This window comes from Salinicola sp. RZ23 (assembly GCF_003206675.1).
GTDB classification, from domain to species: domain Bacteria; phylum Pseudomonadota; class Gammaproteobacteria; order Pseudomonadales; family Halomonadaceae; genus Salinicola; species Salinicola endophyticus.
Map to the genome: position 1 here is coordinate 124575 of NZ_PZJK01000005.1, position 16647 is coordinate 141221.

The window sequence follows — 16647 nt, forward strand, 5'->3', positions numbered from 1 at the left end:
AGGGGACTGCCATGTTGAGTAAAGAACTTGAACTCACCCTGAACACGGCCTTCACCGTGGCGCGCTCCAAGCGACACGAGTTCATGACCGTGGAGCACTTGCTGCTGGCGCTTCTCGACAATGCTTCGGCAGCCGATGTGCTGAATGCCTGTGGGGCGAATCTGGAGAAGCTTCGTGCCGATCTGCAGGATTTCATCAACTCCACCACGCCGCTGATCCCCGAGGATCAGGACGACCGCGAAACCCAGCCCACGCTGGGCTTCCAGCGCGTGCTGCAACGCGCAGTGTTCCACGTCCAGTCCTCCGGCAAGAGCGAAGTCACCGGTGCCAATGTGCTGGTCGCGATCTTCTCCGAGCAGGAGAGTCAGGCGGTCTATTTCCTCAAGCAGCAGAGCGTGGCCCGCGTCGATGCGGTCAACTACATCGCTCACGGTATCTCCAAGGTGGCGGGCCACGGCCAGTCTCAGCAGCCCTCGCAGGAGTCCGAAGAGGGTGAAGAGGCCGCCGCCGAGAATGGCCAGCATCCGCTCACCAGCTATGCCACCAACCTCAACGATCAGGCCCGCCTGGGCAAGATCGACCCGCTGATCGGGCGCGATCACGAACTCGAGCGAGTGGTGCAGATCCTGGCGCGTCGGCGCAAGAACAACCCGCTGCTGGTCGGCGAGGCCGGCGTCGGCAAGACCGCCATCGCCGAAGGCCTGGCCAAGCGCATCGTCGAGGAAGACGTGCCCGAGGTGATCGCCGACGCGGTGGTCTACTCCCTCGACATGGGCGCGCTGCTGGCGGGTACCAAGTACCGCGGCGACTTCGAGAAGCGCCTCAAAGGGTTGTTGGCGGAGCTGCGCAAGCAGGAGAACTCGATCCTGTTCATCGACGAGATCCATACCGTGATCGGCGCCGGCGCCGCCTCGGGTGGCGTCATGGACGCCTCGAACCTGCTCAAGCCGCTGCTCTCCTCGGGTGAGCTGCGCTGCATCGGTTCGACCACCTTCCAGGAGTTCCGCGGGATCTTCGAAAAGGATCGTGCCCTGGCTCGTCGTTTCCAGAAGGTCGACGTGCCCGAGCCCTCGGTGGATGACACCATCCGCATCCTCAAGGGGCTGCGCGGGCGCTTCGAGGAGCACCACCAGCTCAAGTACACCGACGGTGCGCTGGAGAGTGCGGCGCGTCTGGCGGATCGCTACATCAACGACCGTCATCTGCCGGACAAGGCGATCGACGTCATCGACGAGGCCGGCGCGCATCAGCGGCTGCTGCCGCCGGAGGCGCGGGTCTCGACCATCGATGTCGATCAGGTCGAGGCGGTAGTGGCGTCGATCGCGCGGATTCCGCCCAAGAGCGTCTCCAGCTCCGATCGCAAGCTGCTCTCCAATCTGGAGCGTGATCTCAAGATGCTGGTGTTCGGCCAGGACGAGGCGATCACCAGCCTGTCGGCGGCGATCAAGCTCTCGCGGGCCGGGCTCAAGTCGCCCGACAAGCCGGTCGGCAGCTTCCTCTTTGCCGGGCCCACCGGGGTCGGTAAGACCGAAGTGGCGCGCCAGCTCTCGCATCTGATGGGGATCGAACTGGTTCGCTTCGACATGTCCGAGTACATGGAGCGACACACGGTGTCGCGCCTGATCGGTGCGCCCCCCGGCTATGTCGGCTACGACCAGGGTGGTCTGCTGACCGAGGCGATCAACAAGCAGCCGCACTGCGTGCTGCTGCTCGACGAGATCGAGAAGGCGCACCCGGAGGTCTTCAACCTGCTGCTTCAGGTGATGGACCATGGCCGTCTGACCGACAACAACGGCCGCGAGGCGGACTTCCGTCACGTGATCATCATCATGACCTCGAACGCTGGCGCCGAGCAGATCTCGCGTCGCTCGATCGGGTTCCAGACCCAGGATCACTCGACCGATGGCATGGAGGTGATTCGCCGGACCTTCTCGCCGGAGTTCCGCAACCGCCTCGATGGGATCATCCAGTTCCATGGTCTCGAACCGTCGATCGTGCGCAACGTGGTCGACAAGTTCCTGGTCGAGCTCCAGGCCCAGCTTGACGAGAAGCGGGTGCAGCTGGATGTCGATGAGGATGCCCGTCGCTGGCTGGCCGAGAAGGGCTACGATCCCGAGATGGGGGCACGACCGATGGCCCGCGTGATTCAGGAGAAGCTCAAGAAGCCGCTGGCGGAGATGATCCTGTTCGGCGATCTGGCCGAAAATGGTGGCGTGGTCCACGTCACCGTGGAGAACGACGAGCTGCAGCTGGAGACCGAGGCCGAAGTCGCCTAGTCAGTGATCTGAACGGCTGGCCGAGTGGCTAGCCGGGACCGGTGATCCGACAGACGGCCGTCCAACGACAACGCCTCGCCATGGCAACATGGCGAGGCGTTTTCGATTCTGGATGCTGGCGGCGGCTAACGCCCGTGACAACGGTGGATCAGGGCGTGATGGGCAGGCGGGAAGCGGATTCCCGTCAGCGGGGCCGAAGGGCGGGGCTCAGCGCGAGCGGTAGACGATGCGGCCCTTGGAGAGGTCGTAAGGGGTCAGTTCGACCTTGACCTTGTCGCCGGTCAGGATGCGGATGTAGTTCTTGCGCATCTTGCCGGAGATGTGTGCAGTGACGACGTGACCATTTTCCAGCTCGACGCGGAACATGGTGTTGGGCAGCGTGTCGACGACGACACCCTCCATTTCGATATGATCTTCTCGTGCCATATAGGCGATCCCTCTCGGATATTGGTTGGCGGACCGCACGGTCGGCTGTCGACGCACACCACCGCGAACGGCGGCGGTGCCATCCACGGTCAGCGACGAGCCCGACCAGGGCCTCTGAAGTGCGCGATATTATGGGCCATCTCGCCGCCGAAGGCAAAAATCGGCTCAGGTCAATGCCGCCACCGGTACCCGGCGCTGCCAGCGGCCGCCGTCGAGATACTCCAGCGGCTGATACGCCTGCTTGTAGCGCATCTTCTGACTCTCGCGAATCCAGTAGCCCAGATAGACATGGGGCAGGCCGCGCTGGCGCGCCAGCGCAATCTGGCTGAGCACCGCGAAGACGCCCAGCGAGCGCCGCTGTAGTGCCGGATCGGGGTCGAAGAAGGTGTAGATCGCCGACAGTCCGTGGCCCAGCAGATCGGTGGCGGCGACCGCGATCAGCCGCTCATCGAGCCAGAACTCGAGCAGCTTGGCGAATGGCTGGGTCTGGGTCAGGAACAGCCGGTATTGATCGCGGCTGGGTGGAAACATGTCGCCATCGGCGTGGCGGGCACGAATGTAGCTCGCGTAGAGCGCGTAATGGCGCTCGTCGAACAGCGTCGGGCGCAACCGCGTGGTGATATCACGATTGCGCTGCATCAGCTTGCGCTGGGTGCGCGACGGGGTGAAGTCCTCCACCGGGATGCGCACCGAGACGCAGGCACTGCACGCGCCGCAGTGGGGGCGATAGAGATTGGCGCCGCTGCGCCTGAAACCCAGTAGGGTCAGCGCGTCGTAGACGTCCGCAGTGGGCGGCTCCTGTGGATCGAGGAACAGTGTCGTCGCCTCGCGTCCGGAGAGATAGCTGCAGGGATGCGGCACCGTCAGGAAAAAACGGAGATCGCGTGCCTGACGCTGCGCTGTGCTGCGGTTCGCATTGTCGCTGCTCACGGGGGCTCCGAGGGCCAGAGGCCGGCTGGGGTGGGTTGGTCCACGCTCTTCTCAAGGTAGTCGATGAACGTCTTACGGGCGATTTCCCTGGCACCCATGCTGGCCAGGTGCGCGGTATGCATCTGGCAGTCGATCAGTTGGAAGCCGTGGGTCTCGAGATGACGTGCGAGTGTCACCAGCGCGACCTTGGACGCGTCGGCGCAGCGGCTGAACATCGACTCGCCGAAGAACGCCTGGCCCAGCGCGATCCCGTAGAGCCCGCCGACCAGCTCGCCATGGCGCCAGGTCTCGACGCTGTGGGCGTGGCCCAGCGCATGCAGGCGTCGGTAGGCGTGGGTCATTTCGGCATCGATCCAGGTACCGCCGCTGTCCGCGCGCTCAGCCGCGCAGGCCTCGATGACCTCGGCGAAGGCGTGATCGATGGTAGTGGTGAAGCCGCCGTTGCGCAGGCGCTTGGCCAGGCTGCGGCGTACACGAATCTCTGATGGGAACAGCACCATGCGCGGCGCGGGTGACCACCACAGCAGCGGGTCGCCCTCGCCGTACCAGGGGAAGATGCCGCGGCGGTAGGCGGCCAGCAGCCATTCCGGTGTCAGGGCGCCGCCGGCGGCGAGCAGCCCATTGGGCTCGTCGAGCGCCTGATCGACGTCGGGAAAGTCGACGGGGGCGGGGGGGAGCCAGCGCAGCATGCCATCCATCCTGTGGGTCTTGCGGTCACCGGGTGGTGCGCCGCGTTGTGATGATTCCTGCTGTATTAAGGTTTGTTCATCTGCTGCCGATAATGCGCCTGATCCTGTGGAACCCTGATCCTCTGACAACAAGGTAGAACAATCGATGGCGGCAATTCGACAACGGCTGCGCCATGCGGGTATCGGTACCAAGCTGGCACTGATCGTCGGCCTGCTTCAGGTCGTAGTATTGCTGGGCCTGGCCTTTGCCATGGCGCAGACCAGCAGCAGCCAGCTGCGCAAGGCCACTGAACACGAGCTGGCGACGCAACAGGCATCCATCGCCGACATGCTATCGCTATTCGACTATAGCCTGCAGCAGCAGGCTGATCGCTTTCTCGACATCTTCTCTGATCAGTACATGGGGCGCTTCGTGCTGCTGCCCGATCAGCAGGTCGAGGTGGCCGGTCGCCAGACGCCGATGCTCAAGGATGGGCTCGAGGTGATCAACGACAATACCTGGAAACTCGATCGCTTCACCGAGCAGACCACTGCCCCGGCGACCATCTTTGCCCGGGAAGGCGACGACTTCGTGCGCGTGGCGACCTCGCTCAAGGATGCCGACGGCAAGCGCGCGATGGGTACGCTGCTCGATCGCGGCTCGCGCAGCTATGCCAACCTGATGGCGGACAAGCCCTATACCGGCCTCGCCACGCTGTTCGGCACCGCCTATATCACCAAGTATCAACCTATTCAGGACAGTGACGGCAAGGTCATCGGTGCGCTTTTCGTGGGCGTCGACATCAGCGCCGAGATGGAGAAAGTGAAAGCGCAGATTCGTGGCATGAAGATCGGTCAGCAGGGCTACACCATGCTGATCGCCGCCGGTGGCAAGCGTGATGGGCAGGTGCTCGCAGGCGGGCCCTACGAGGGCACCGACCTGCGCCAGGGCGAGCGCGCCGCCGCCTTTGCGCCGCTGTTCGACAAAACCTCCGGTGAGCTCGACTACACCGCCAATGGCGAGCAGCGGCTGCTGGCGTTCACCCGCTATCCGGACTGGCAGTGGATCATTGCCGGCTCGGTGTCGATGGACGAGATCAACGCCGGGGTGATGGCGGCCCGCGACCGCTTCCTGCTGATCGCGGTGGGGATCGCGATCCTGCTCAGCCTGCTGCTCTATGTCATCTTCAAGCGACTGGTCTCGCGACCCATGCAGCGCACGGTCGAGCTGGCCCGGGCGCTCGCCGAGGGGGACCTGTCGCAGCGTATCGACAGCCGTCGGCGCGACGAGATCGGCCAGCTGGTGCTGGCGATGAACGGCATCGGCGATGGCCTCGAGCGGATCGTGCGCCAGGTGCGCACGGCGATCGAGGAGACCGATGGGCATACCCAGGAGCTGGCGGCAGGCAACGCGGACCTCTCGGCGCGCACGGAATCCCAGGCATCGAGCCTGGAGCAGACCGCGGCGAGCACCGAGGAGCTCAACGCCACCGTGCGCCAGAACGCGGAGCGAGCCCAGGAGAGCGACACCCAGGCGAGCCAGACTGCCCAGGCTGCAGGCGATGCGCAGAAGACCGTCGACTCGACGGTCGAGGCGATGCGCCGTATCGATGAGATGGCCAAGCAGATCGCCGATGTCGTCGGGGTCATCGACAGCATCGCTTTCCAGACCAACCTGCTGGCGCTCAACGCCTCGGTCGAGGCCGCCCGTGCCGGCGAGCAGGGTCGCGGTTTCGCGGTGGTGGCGCAGGAGGTGCGCGGCCTGGCCGAGCGCTGCGCCAACTCGGCGCGGGAGATCAAGGGGTTGATCGGACGCACGGTGGAGGAGGTCGAGAGCGGCAATCTGCAGGCTGCTGAAGCGGGCCAGCAGGTCGCCGCGATCGTCTCCCAGATCGAGCGCATCAGCACGCTGGTGGCCGAAATCCGTCTCGCTTCCGAAGAGCAGTCCCACGGTATCGAGCAGATCAACGTGGCGGTGTCGCAGATCGACGAGACCACCCAGAGCAACGCCGCACTGGTGCGCCAGTCGAGCCGCTCTACCCAGCAGTTGAGCGAGCAGAGCCGGCGCCTGAGCGAGACCGTGGCGCTGTTCCGGCTGCGCGATGGCGGCGCCACCGAGGACGCCTCGCCGGATGCACCTGCCGCCAAGGCGCTGCCGGGGCGTACACCGGCCTGACCCCACCATCGCCACACCCGTGACGGGTGTGGCGCCCCCCTGTGATGTCGACGCGGGCCCCGGTATGATGGCGGGTCGAGGAAATCGGCCCGCCGTCGCGGGCCGGTGGTGCATCGCCGTCGACCCGGGGACCACGGAAAGCCCACGGGAACGCGGCCGTTGATGCGTCCTGCCGCAAGCAGGCGCGAGGGGGTTGAGCGTTTGAGTGCCAAGAGTTCGGCCAAGAAGGGCCGTCGTTCATCTGCGCAAGCCAAGGAACAGGCACGTCGTGTGATCATGCAGCTCCAGGGCGTGACCCGCGAAGGCGCCGTGATCCTGTTGCTCGCGATCTGCGTGTTCCTGCTGCTGGCGCTGTTCAGCTATCACCCCGGCGACCCCGGTTGGTCGCATAGCGGCCCGGACCAGGATATCGCCAACTGGATGGGGCGGATCGGGGCCTGGCTATCCGATGTCCTCTATTCACTGTTCGGCGCCAGTGCGCTGTGGTGGCCGGGCATGTTCGGCCTGGCGGCGTGGCGCATCATGCGTCAGCATCAGGTACAGATCGCCTGGGACCCGGTCGCGCTCGCCGTCCACACCGGCGGCCTGGTGCTGCTGCTGATGAGCACCACGACGCTGGGCGATCTGCACTTCTACAACCCCGCCAGCGACCTGCCCAATCAGGCCGGCGGCATCCTCGGCATGGGGATCGCCGGCGCGCTGTCGCAGCTGGTCGGCGTGCATGGCACGACTCTGATCGCCATTGCCGCCTTCATGTGCGGTTTCACCCTGTTCACCGGCATGTCCTGGTTGACCGTGATGGACGAGCTGGGGAGCTCGCTCAATCGCCTGTTCCAGTGGGTGCGGGCACGCAGCGCCGAGCGCCGTGAGGTGCGTGATACCCGCCGCGCCGAGCAGCAGGCTGAACGTGAGCAGGCCGAACGTGAGCAGGCGGTGCTCGAGGAGAGCGACCCCGACGACGCGGTCGATACCTCGGTGGACAAACCGCGCTGGTGGTCACGCTGGCTGCCGTGGCAGCGCGCGCCGGATCTCGAGCAGTGGGAGGAGGAGCCTTCGCTGCAGCGTGAGCCGGCTTGGGAAGGGGCGAGCGCCGAGTTTGGCAGCGGGCAGCGTCAGTCGCGCTGGCGCCACGACGGTAGTACCGATATCCCCTGGGAGGTGCCAGAGCGCACGCCTTCGGCCAAGCAGCCCGAGGCCGCCTACGCCAGCCGCCAGCAGCGCGAAGAGGCGCGGGAGCCGACTCTGCATGAGCGCTCGTCCAGCGTGCCCCGCAGCGAGGCCGAGTGGCGCCCCGCGCGGTCAGCCACGCCGGCGCCGCGGCGCCGCGACGACACCCCGCGCGAGCCCACCCTGACTCCGCGCGAGCCGACTTTGACCCCGCGCGAACCGACTCTGGGAAGCTCGGCGCCCGATGGGGTGACGCCGGAGGCGCCGGCGATGCCGCCGCGCGGTGAGCCCGAGGCGCCAGCGTCGCCGGGTCAGGAGACACCCGAGGATGACGCGGCGCGTACGCCGTTCCGTGCCGATGTCACCCGTCGGCGCATTCCGGAGGCGTTTCAGGCGTCGATGGAGCCGGAGGTGACAGGAGCGGATGCCGACGATGACGGCGCCGCCACGGAGGTTGCGGACCCGCGTGCGGCATCCGCTGACAGCGGCCGACTCTCCGCGGCGGAAGACGAGGCGCCCACCGCACAGTGGGGGCTGCGTGCCGAGCGCCATGAGGCGCCGGCTGACTGGCGCCATGCCCGCGCCGCCAACGAAAGCGGCTCCGACGTTAGCGGCGCCGAAACGCCGCGCCAGGATGACGATGGCACTCGCGGTGGCGCCGTCGAGGGTGGTGTCGCGACGCACCCCGGGCCCGCCGAGCCGACACTGGGCGCGTTTGCGGCTGGCCTGGGCAGCGATCTGCCCGATGCCGGTGCGCGTGAACCGAGCCTCGGTCGGGAGCGCGGTGGCGCTGACGGTTCGCGCTTTGCCGCACCGACAAGACGCGAACCCACGTATCGGGGGCTCGATGACGCGGGCGAGTCGCCGGAAGCCGATGAGAGAGAGGTGCCGGTCGAGCGCTCGCCGTTGCCGCACGGGGGCGCCGACGGCAGTCGTGTGGACGGCGCCCAGGCCCCATGGCATGACGACGTCCCGGAAGATGAGCGGGACGATGCCGGCGATGAGGTCAGGGAAGCTGCCCGTGACTATCCCGACGCACCGGCACCGGCACCGGCTTCGAGCGGCGTCAGCGCCGCGCCGCCGCGCGGTGACGTGGCCACCGCTGATCAGGCCCGGGCAGCGGCGGACGATCAGCCGACCCTGTGGACCGTCGAGCATCTGCAGAGCCAGCGCCCGGCGTTCGATGACATGCCCGAGCCCACCGGCGATCTGCCCTCGATTCGACTGACCACGCCGGCCGACCCGGAACAGCCCAACTACACCCCCGAGCAGCTCGCCGACATGGCCGAGCTGCTGGAGATGCGTCTGCGCGAGTACGGGGTCAAGGCGGAGGTGGTCGAGACCTGGCCGGGTCCGGTGATCACGCGCTTCGAGATTCGCCCGGCGGCAGGGGTGAAGGTCTCCAAGATCAGCAACCTGGCCAAGGATCTGGCGCGCTCGCTGATGGTCAAGAGCGTGCGTGTGGTCGAGGTCATCCCCGGCAAGCCCACGGTGGGGATCGAGATCCCCAACCCGAACCGGGCCATGATCCGCATTCGTCAGGTGCTCGACTCCGACGTCTACCAGCAAGCCGACTCGCCGGTGACCCTGGCGCTGGGTCAGGACATCGGTGGCAAGCCGGTGGTGGCCAATCTCAACAAGATGCCGCACCTGCTGGTGGCCGGTACCACCGGCTCAGGCAAGTCAGTGGGGATCAACACCATGCTGGTGTCGATGCTGCTCAAGGCGACCCCGGACGAAGTGCGCATGATCATGGTCGATCCCAAGATGCTCGAGCTGTCGGTCTACGACGGCATCCCGCATCTGCTGGCGCCGGTGGTCACCGACATGAAAGAGGCGGCCAACGCCCTGCGCTGGTGCGTGGCCGAGATGGAGCGGCGCTACAAGCTGATGGCGGCCATGGGCGTGCGCAACATCGCTGGCTTCAACGCCAAGCTGGACGAGGCCGAGCGCCACGGCGCTCAGGTCCAGGACCCGCTATGGGAGCCGCAGCCGTGGGAGATGCACCAGCAGCCGCCGACGCTGGCCAAGCTGCCCTATATCGTGGTGGTGATCGACGAATTCGCCGACATGTTCATGATCGTCGGCAAGAAGGTCGAGGAGCTGATCGCGCGGTTGGCGCAGAAGGCGCGCGCCGCGGGTATCCACCTGATCCTCGCCACCCAGCGGCCGTCGGTCGACGTGGTCACCGGCCTGATCAAGGCCAACATCCCCACCCGCATGGCGTTTCAGGTGTCGTCGAAGATCGATTCGCGCACCATCCTCGACCAGGGAGGCGCCGAAAACCTGCTCGGCCATGGCGACATGCTCTATCTGCCGGCGGGGGCGGGGATGCCGCAGCGTGTCCACGGCGCCTTCGTCGACGATGACGAGGTGCACCGCATCGTCGAGGATTGGAAGCGGCGCGGCGAGCCAGAGTACATCGAGGAGATTCTCTCCGGCGGTGTCTCCGCCGATGCCCTCGCCGGCCTCGAGGCCGAGGGCGGCGACGGCGAGGACGCCGAGCAGGATGCGCTCTACGACGAGGCGGTGCAGTTTGTCACCGAGAGCCGGCGCGCCTCCATTTCGGCGGTCCAGCGCCGCTTCAAGATCGGCTACAACCGCGCCGCGCGGCTGGTGGAGGCGATGGAGCAGGCCGGCGTCGTCTCGTCGATGGGCAACAACGGCTCACGCGAGGTGCTGGCGCCGCCGCCGGTCGGCAACTGAGCCCGGCCGCCGGGCATTAAACCCGGCGGCCTTCCCGCTGTCCAAGGATCATGTTCTCCGCACTCAGACAAGGAATGCCCATGCGTATGATGAAGAGCCTGGCTGCCGCTGCACTGCTGCTGGCCACCCAGGCGGCGCACGCCGACCCGGCCTCGGTCGAACGCCTGACCCGGCTGCTCGAGCCGCTCAAGACCTACTCCGCGGATTTCGATCAGCAGATTCTGGACGCTTCGGGCTCCAGCCTGCAGGACACCAGCGGCCACATGTGGCTGTCGCGTCCCGGCCATTTCCGCTGGGAGGTGAACGAGCCCTACCGCCAGATCGTGGTCTCCAACGGCCAGGAGGTGACGCTCTACGATCCCGACCTCGAGCAGGCCACGATCCAGCCGCTCGATGATCGCGTCACCCACACGCCGGCGCTGCTGCTCTCCGGCAGTGCCTCGGAGCTGGCACAGAACTATGAGGTGACGGGGCAGCAGCAGGGCACCGGCGAGACCTTCACGCTCAAGCCCAAGGCCAACGACACCCTGTTCGAGCAGCTCAAGCTGACCTTCTACAGCGAGAAGCTGGGCATGCTGCAGATGACCGACAGCACCGGCCAGCGCACCGCGATCAAGTTCGACCATGCCGAGGTCAATGGCAACATCGACCCGGCCAAGTTCCGCTTCGAGATCCCCTCCAGCGCGGACGTCATCCGCGAGCAGTCACCCGCCACGCCCTGAGCCGTCGCGGCCCGTCCAGCGGGCCGCGCCTGTCGCTCGACTCACCAACGGCCCGTCGCCGTCCACTGGCGACGGGTTGTCGGCTCATGCCTGGCGATCGGCCTCACGGTCGAGTTCGTCACGCCACGCCTGCATCTGCTGATAGCGCTTCTCCTGGCCGAACTCGCTGGGCACGTAGAAACTGGCCTTGGGTAGCGCCGATGGCCAGCAGTCGTGGGCGCTGCCGGCGGGGTAGCCGTTGGGCTCGCTATGGGCGTAGCGGTACCCCTCGCCGTAGCCCAGCGACGCCATCAGTTGGGTCGGCGCATTGCGCAGATAGACTGGCACCTCGAGATCGGCCTGCTCGGCCACGAACGCCTTGGCCTGGGCCCAGGCCTGATCGACGCGGTTGCTCTTGGGCGCGGTGGCGAGATGGATGGCGGCGTGGGCGATGGCGCGCTGACCTTCGTAGTCGCCCAGACGCAGATAGGCATCCCAGGCCGCGATCACCAGCGGCAGTGCACGCGGGTCGGCATTGCCGACGTCCTCCGAGGCGATCGCGGTGAGCCGACGCACCACGTCGAGCGGATCGCCGCCGCCACGCATGAACTGCGCCATGTAGAGCAAGGCGGCGTCGGGCCGCGATGAGCGTATCGACTTGTGGATCGCCGAGAGCAGGTCGTAATAGTGCTCGCCCTGCTTGTCGAAGGCCGCCCCTTGATGACCGATCACCTCGACCACGGCATCGCGCTCCAGGGTTTCGCCATGGTCGTCGCGGCCGGTGAAGTCGCAGGCGGTTTCCAAAAGCCCCAGGGCGCGCCGTGCGTCACCCGCCGCGGCACGGGCGAGGATCGCCAGGGCCTCGTCGCTGGCGCGAATGTCACGCTGACCCAGGCCGCGCTCGGCATCGCCCAGGGCGCGCTTGATCACCGTGATCAGCGCCTGCTCGTCGAGCGCCTTGAGCACGTAGACCCGGGCCCGCGACAGCAGCGCGGAGTTGACCTCGAACGAGGGGTTCTCGGTGGTGGCGCCGATCAGCGTCAACAAGCCCGACTCCACGTGCGGCAGCAGGGCATCCTGCTGGCTCTTGTTGAGGCGGTGGATCTCGTCGAGAAACAGCAGCGTCTGACGCTCGCGCAGCTGCGCCTCCTGGGCCCGCTCCACCGCGGCGCGGATATCCTTGACCCCGGCCATGACTGCCGAGAGCTTTTCGAGCCGGGCACCCGACGCCTCGGCGAGAATATCGGCCAGGGTGGTCTTGCCCACGCCCGGCGGGCCCCACAGGATCATCGAGCGCACACTGCCGCTCTCGGCCATGCGTCGCAGCGGCTTGCCCGGGCCGACCAGCGCTTCCTGGCCGACATAGTCGTCGAGACGCGTCGGCCGCATGCGGTAGGCGAGCGGCGCATTGTCCTGGGGGGCGCTATCGGCAAAGAGGTCCATCGGCGTACTTCCAGTTTGCGCTCGGCAACGAGCGGGTACATTTCACTACGCCAATCGCGACTTAAGGCGTAGGGCTTTCTCTCCCAAACCCGCTAGGGTAAGACATTCGAGGGCCGCTCGCGGCGCAGGTCGCGCCTGTGCCCGCGAGCCATGCCTGGTGGCGCCGGGGCACTGCGAACGGCACGTCGTCGATTCTACCCAAGTGCGCCCCGAGACAGTATGGCCACCGCGGATCGAGTGCTTCGGCACCGTTCGCTCGGCAGTTCAGGGGGCCGTCGAATAAAGTCGCGGCGGGTCACGTGGCCGACGCGACGGCGCTACACTGCAGCACTACACGGCGGCCATCGAGTGCCGCTACACTGAGGTCTCGGCACGCTGGATTCCAGTCTCGCCACTTCACGCTCGTCGTCATTGCCGCTGCACGGACAGGAGAACTCCCATGCCCATGCTGACTCAACTGCGCCAGGATCACGCCAACATGGCGCGTCTGCTCCACGTGCTGCACCTCAAGCACAAGACGCTCGCCGATGGCGAACGCCCCAATTTCCGCCTGATTCGTGAGGTGGTGGACTACATTCTCGACTACATGAGCGGCTTCACCATTCCGCTGGAGCGCATTTGCCGCGAGCAACTCTCCAGTCGGGCCAGCGACACCGATGCGCTGTTTGCACGGCTGGCGGAGGACTATCAGCATCTCCACGAGCAGCTGATGCGTCTCTCCGGCGACATCGACATGATCCTGATGGATGGGGTGATGCCGATGGACAAGTTCGCCGAGGATCTGCGCGCCTATCTCGAGGCCCACCGCGCCTATCTACGTGCCGAACGCGAGGAGCTGTTCCCGCTGATCCGCGAGCACTTCGACGATGATGACCTGACACGCCTGGCAGCCGAGATGCCGCCCCAGGCAGAGTCCGAGCTGTCACGGCTGCAGGAGGCCTACCCGGAGCTCTACTCCGAGTTCCGTGACGCGCCTTCCCCCCTCGACGCCTGAGCGTGGCGGGCCGCCGGCCCGCACGGCGCGATGCCCAGACGATCGCACGGCGCGATCCTTCGACGACGATCGCACTGCGCGATCGTCGTCGCTTTGCGTAGAATGGTCGCCCTAAAGCGCGAGAGGGGGCCGGGATGGATCGGCTACAGGCGATGCAGGTGTTCCGGGCCGTGGTCGAGGCCGGCAGCTTTGCCGGCGGCGCTCGCCGGTTGGGCGTGTCCAACGCCATGGTCAGCAAGCAGATATCGCGCCTCGAGGAGAGTCTCGGGGTGCGCCTGCTGGCGCGTACCACTCGGCGGTTACAGCTGACCGCTGAGGGTGAGCGCTATCTGACCACCACCGCGCGGCTGCTCGATGAGCTCGACGAGCTGGAGGCGGGGCTGGGCGAACAGCGCGGCGAGATTCGCGGTCGCCTGCGGCTGTCGGCGCCGATGGATTTCGGCGCGCAGGCGCTGATGGTGGTGCTCGAAGCCTTCGAACAGGCGCATCCGGCGGTCACCCTGGAGCTGGTGCTCGAGGATCGTCACGTCGACCTGCTGGCCGAGGACTACGATCTGGTGGTGCGGATTGGCGCGCTCGAGGATTCGAGCCTGATCGCCCGGCCGCTGATGCGCATGCCGTGCTACCTCTACGGTGCCCCCGACTATCTGGATCGCCACGGCACCCCCGATCACCCTCGCTCGCTCAAGCATCACCGCTGTCTCCACTACACGCTGGCACGTCAGGGGCCGCAGTGGACCTTCGAGGTCGACGGCGAGCCGCAGCGGGTGCGGTTTCGTCCGGCGCTTGCGTGCAACAACGGGCGCGCGCTGATCGAGGCCGCGGCGCTGGGCATGGGGTTGGTGGTCAAGCCCGCCTTCCTGGGAGAGCCCGAGGTGGCGGCGGGGCGCCTGGTGCGCCTGCTCGAGACATTTCCGATCCCCGCGCTCGACGTCCACCTGCTCTACGCCGAGCGCGACTTCATGCCGGCCCGCCTGCGCGCACTGATCGAGACGCTGCTGACCCACTTCGCCGGGAGCCCGGCCCATGCGTGATGCGCTGATCTTCGACTCCGGTGTCGGTGGGCTCTCGGTCAGCGCCGAGATCCGGCGCTGGCTGCCCCAACTCGGCCTCGACTATGTCTGCGACAACGCCGCCTTGCCCTACGGCACCAAGCCCGATGCCTGGCTGGTGGAGCGGATCGTCGAGGTATGCCTGGCGGCGTGTGCCGAGAGCCATCCACGGGCGCTGGTGGTGGCCTGCAACACGGCCAGCACGCTGGCGCTGGAGGCGCTGCGCGCGCGGCTGGCGATTCCGGTGGTGGGTACGGTGCCGGCGATCAAGACCGCCGGCGAGACCAGCCGCTCGCGGGTGATCGGTCTGCTGGCGACCACTGCCACCCTCAACCGTGCCTATCTGCAGCGGCTGGTGGCCGATTTCGCCGCCGACTGCCGGCTCGTCGGCGTCGCCGCGGATGCCCTGGTGGTTGCCGCCGAGCGCAAGCTGGCTGGCGCCGCGCTCGACGCCGAGGCGCTGGCCGCTGCGCTGATGCCGTTGTGGCGCGAGCCGGCGCTGGACACGGTGGTGCTGGGGTGCACCCATTTTCCGCTGCTGCGCGCCGAGCTCGAAGCGCTGGCGCCGCGGCCGATCCGCTGGATCGACTCGGGTGCTGCGATCGCGCGCCGCCTGGGGCAGGTGCTGGATGTCGTGCCCCTGGCCGCGCCGGCGGCCACGCTGCCCGCGGTGACGACCGGCACCAGCTGGGCGACCGGCGCCGACGCCACTGGGCTGGCCACGGCGCTGGCCGGCTTCGGCTTCGCCCCGCCGCGGCCTCTGCCGGCCGTCGCCGCGGTGCCCGCCGACACTGCTATTTCTGCTATCGATTGAGGAGTTTTTCGTGGTCATCACCACCATCGACCCGGCGCGCTATGACGCCCAGCTCGCGGCCAAGCGCGCGCGGATCGAGCAGCAGTTCGCCGCCTTCGACCCGCCGCCGCTGGAGGTCTTCGCCTCGCCGCCGATGCACTACCGCATGCGCGCCGAGTTCCGCCTCTGGCACGAAGGGGAGGATCTCTACTACGCCATGTTCGAACCCGACCCCGAGGCCCCGCTGCACAAGGGCCGGGTGGCCCAGAAGGTGGTGCGTGTCGATCAATTTCCGGTCGCTGGCGAGCGCATCAATGCACTGATGCCCCAGCTGCTGGAGGCCATTCGCGACGACACCACGCTGCGGCGCAAGCTGTTCCAGGTCGAATTTCTGACCACGCTCAGCGGTGAGGCGCTGGTCACGCTGATCTATCACAAGCCGCTGGACGCCGAATGGGAGCAGCGTGCCCGCGAGCTGCAGGCGACGCTGGGGGTGGCGCTGATCGGGCGTTCGCGCAAGCAGCGCCTGGTGCTCGAGCGCGATCACGTGTGGGAGCGCCTGACGGTCGAAGGGCGCGAGCTCCACTATCAGCAGGTGGAGAACAGCTTCACCCAGCCCAACGCCGAGATCTGCCGCGCCATGCTCGGCTGGGCGCGGGATGCCACACGCAGCAGCGTCGGCGACCTGGTCGAGCTCTACTGTGGCAACGGCAACTTCACCGTGGCGCTGGCGGAGAACTTCCGCCGCGTGGTGGCCACCGAGATCTCACGGACCTCGGTCGCTTCGGCCCAGGCCAACCTCGCCGCCAACGGGATCGACAACGTGCACGTGGCGCGGATGTCGGCGGAGGAGTTCGCCCAGGCGCTGGCCGGAGAGAAGCAGGGGCGACGAGTGGCCGCGATGGCCCTCGATGCATGCGACTTCTCCACCGTGCTGGTCGACCCGCCGCGGGCCGGTCTCGATGCCGCCAGTTGTGCGCCGCTGATGGAGTACCCGCGAATCGTCTATATTTCCTGCAACCCCGACAGTTTGGCGGTCAATCTGGCGCAGCTCACCCAGACGCATCGGATCACGCGGATGGCGCTGTTCGACCAGTTTCCCTGGACCGACCACTGCGAGTGTGGGGTCGTGCTCGAGCGCCGCGAGACGGCCTGAATTTGTCAAGTCGCACCGGCGTCGGATGGTGGGTGTCATGATGCGTAAGCGACATGCGCCATAACGAAGCTTCAAGTGGATAGGGCGCCCTCGGGCGCTGGCGTAAGCTTCGCACCATGTGAATGCGGCCGCCATATCGACGGCCGGTGCCAGCCGAGG

At 67.1% G+C, this 16647-nt stretch carries 12 protein-coding genes; 8 read left to right on the forward strand and 4 right to left on the reverse strand.

What is annotated here, in order from left to right:
• Positions 1–11 precede the first annotated feature (11 nt).
• Complete coding sequence (gene clpA / locus DOM67_RS04370; RefSeq protein ID WP_110674447.1) at positions 12–2276, forward strand: ATP-dependent Clp protease ATP-binding subunit ClpA; 2265 nt, start codon at positions 12–14, stop codon at positions 2274–2276.
• A 207-nt stretch (positions 2277–2483) separates the two neighbouring features.
• Here the strand turns inward: clpA and infA are convergent, their stop codons facing one another.
• The 3 genes from infA to aat form a co-directional block, all read right to left on the reverse strand.
• On the reverse strand, positions 2484–2702 hold the full coding sequence (gene infA / locus DOM67_RS04375) for a translation initiation factor IF-1 (protein WP_013332816.1): 219 nt from the start codon (positions 2700–2702) through the stop codon (positions 2484–2486).
• A gap of 165 nt (positions 2703–2867) precedes the next feature.
• Complete coding sequence (locus tag DOM67_RS04380) at positions 2868–3632, reverse strand: arginyltransferase (protein WP_110674448.1); 765 nt, start codon at positions 3630–3632, stop codon at positions 2868–2870.
• Positions 3629–4321 carry a leucyl/phenylalanyl-tRNA--protein transferase gene (gene aat / locus DOM67_RS04385; protein WP_110674449.1) on the reverse strand — a complete coding sequence of 231 codons (693 nt, stop codon included), beginning with the start codon at positions 4319–4321 and terminating at the stop codon, positions 3629–3631. The genes DOM67_RS04380 and aat overlap by 4 nt, the downstream gene beginning before the upstream one ends.
• Positions 4322–4466: 145 nt before the next feature.
• Here aat and DOM67_RS04390 point away from each other — a divergent pair, with 145 nt between their 5' ends.
• The 3 genes from DOM67_RS04390 (at position 4467) to lolA (ending at position 11071) form a co-directional block, all read left to right on the forward strand.
• Positions 4467–6476, forward strand: coding sequence for a methyl-accepting chemotaxis protein (locus DOM67_RS04390; RefSeq protein ID WP_110674450.1), 2010 nt, complete (start codon positions 4467–4469; stop codon positions 6474–6476).
• 201 nt (positions 6477–6677) lie between these two features.
• Positions 6678–10349 carry a DNA translocase FtsK 4TM domain-containing protein gene (locus tag DOM67_RS04395; RefSeq protein ID WP_280951041.1) on the forward strand — a complete coding sequence of 1224 codons (3672 nt, stop codon included), beginning with the start codon at positions 6678–6680 and terminating at the stop codon, positions 10347–10349.
• A gap of 80 nt (positions 10350–10429) precedes the next feature.
• Positions 10430–11071 carry an outer membrane lipoprotein chaperone LolA gene (gene lolA / locus DOM67_RS04400; RefSeq protein ID WP_110674452.1) on the forward strand — a complete coding sequence of 214 codons (642 nt, stop codon included), beginning with the start codon at positions 10430–10432 and terminating at the stop codon, positions 11069–11071.
• A gap of 84 nt (positions 11072–11155) precedes the next feature.
• Here the strand turns inward: lolA and DOM67_RS04405 are convergent, their stop codons facing one another.
• Entirely contained in the window at positions 11156–12493 is a 1338-nt protein-coding gene (locus DOM67_RS04405) for a replication-associated recombination protein A (protein ID WP_110674453.1), read from the reverse strand.
• A 445-nt stretch (positions 12494–12938) separates the two neighbouring features.
• Between DOM67_RS04405 and DOM67_RS04410 the strand changes: the two genes are divergently transcribed.
• The 4 genes from DOM67_RS04410 to trmA all read left to right on the forward strand — a co-directional run bounded on the left by DOM67_RS04410 (position 12939) and on the right by trmA (position 16488).
• Entirely contained in the window at positions 12939–13487 is a 549-nt protein-coding gene (locus DOM67_RS04410; RefSeq protein ID WP_110674536.1) for a hemerythrin domain-containing protein, read from the forward strand.
• 134 nt (positions 13488–13621) lie between these two features.
• A complete protein-coding gene (locus tag DOM67_RS04415) occupies positions 13622–14521 on the forward strand; it encodes a LysR family transcriptional regulator (protein ID WP_110674454.1) in 900 nt (299 codons plus the stop codon).
• Positions 14514–15353 (forward strand): glutamate racemase, encoded by an 840-nt coding sequence (murI, locus tag DOM67_RS04420; protein ID WP_110674455.1) that lies wholly within the window; start codon positions 14514–14516, stop codon positions 15351–15353. Before DOM67_RS04415 ends, murI begins: the two co-directional genes overlap by 8 nt.
• 10 nt (positions 15354–15363) lie before the next feature.
• Positions 15364–16488 (forward strand): tRNA (uridine(54)-C5)-methyltransferase TrmA, encoded by a 1125-nt coding sequence (gene trmA, locus DOM67_RS04425; protein ID WP_110674456.1) that lies wholly within the window; start codon positions 15364–15366, stop codon positions 16486–16488.
• Positions 16489–16647: the final 159 nt, after the last annotated feature.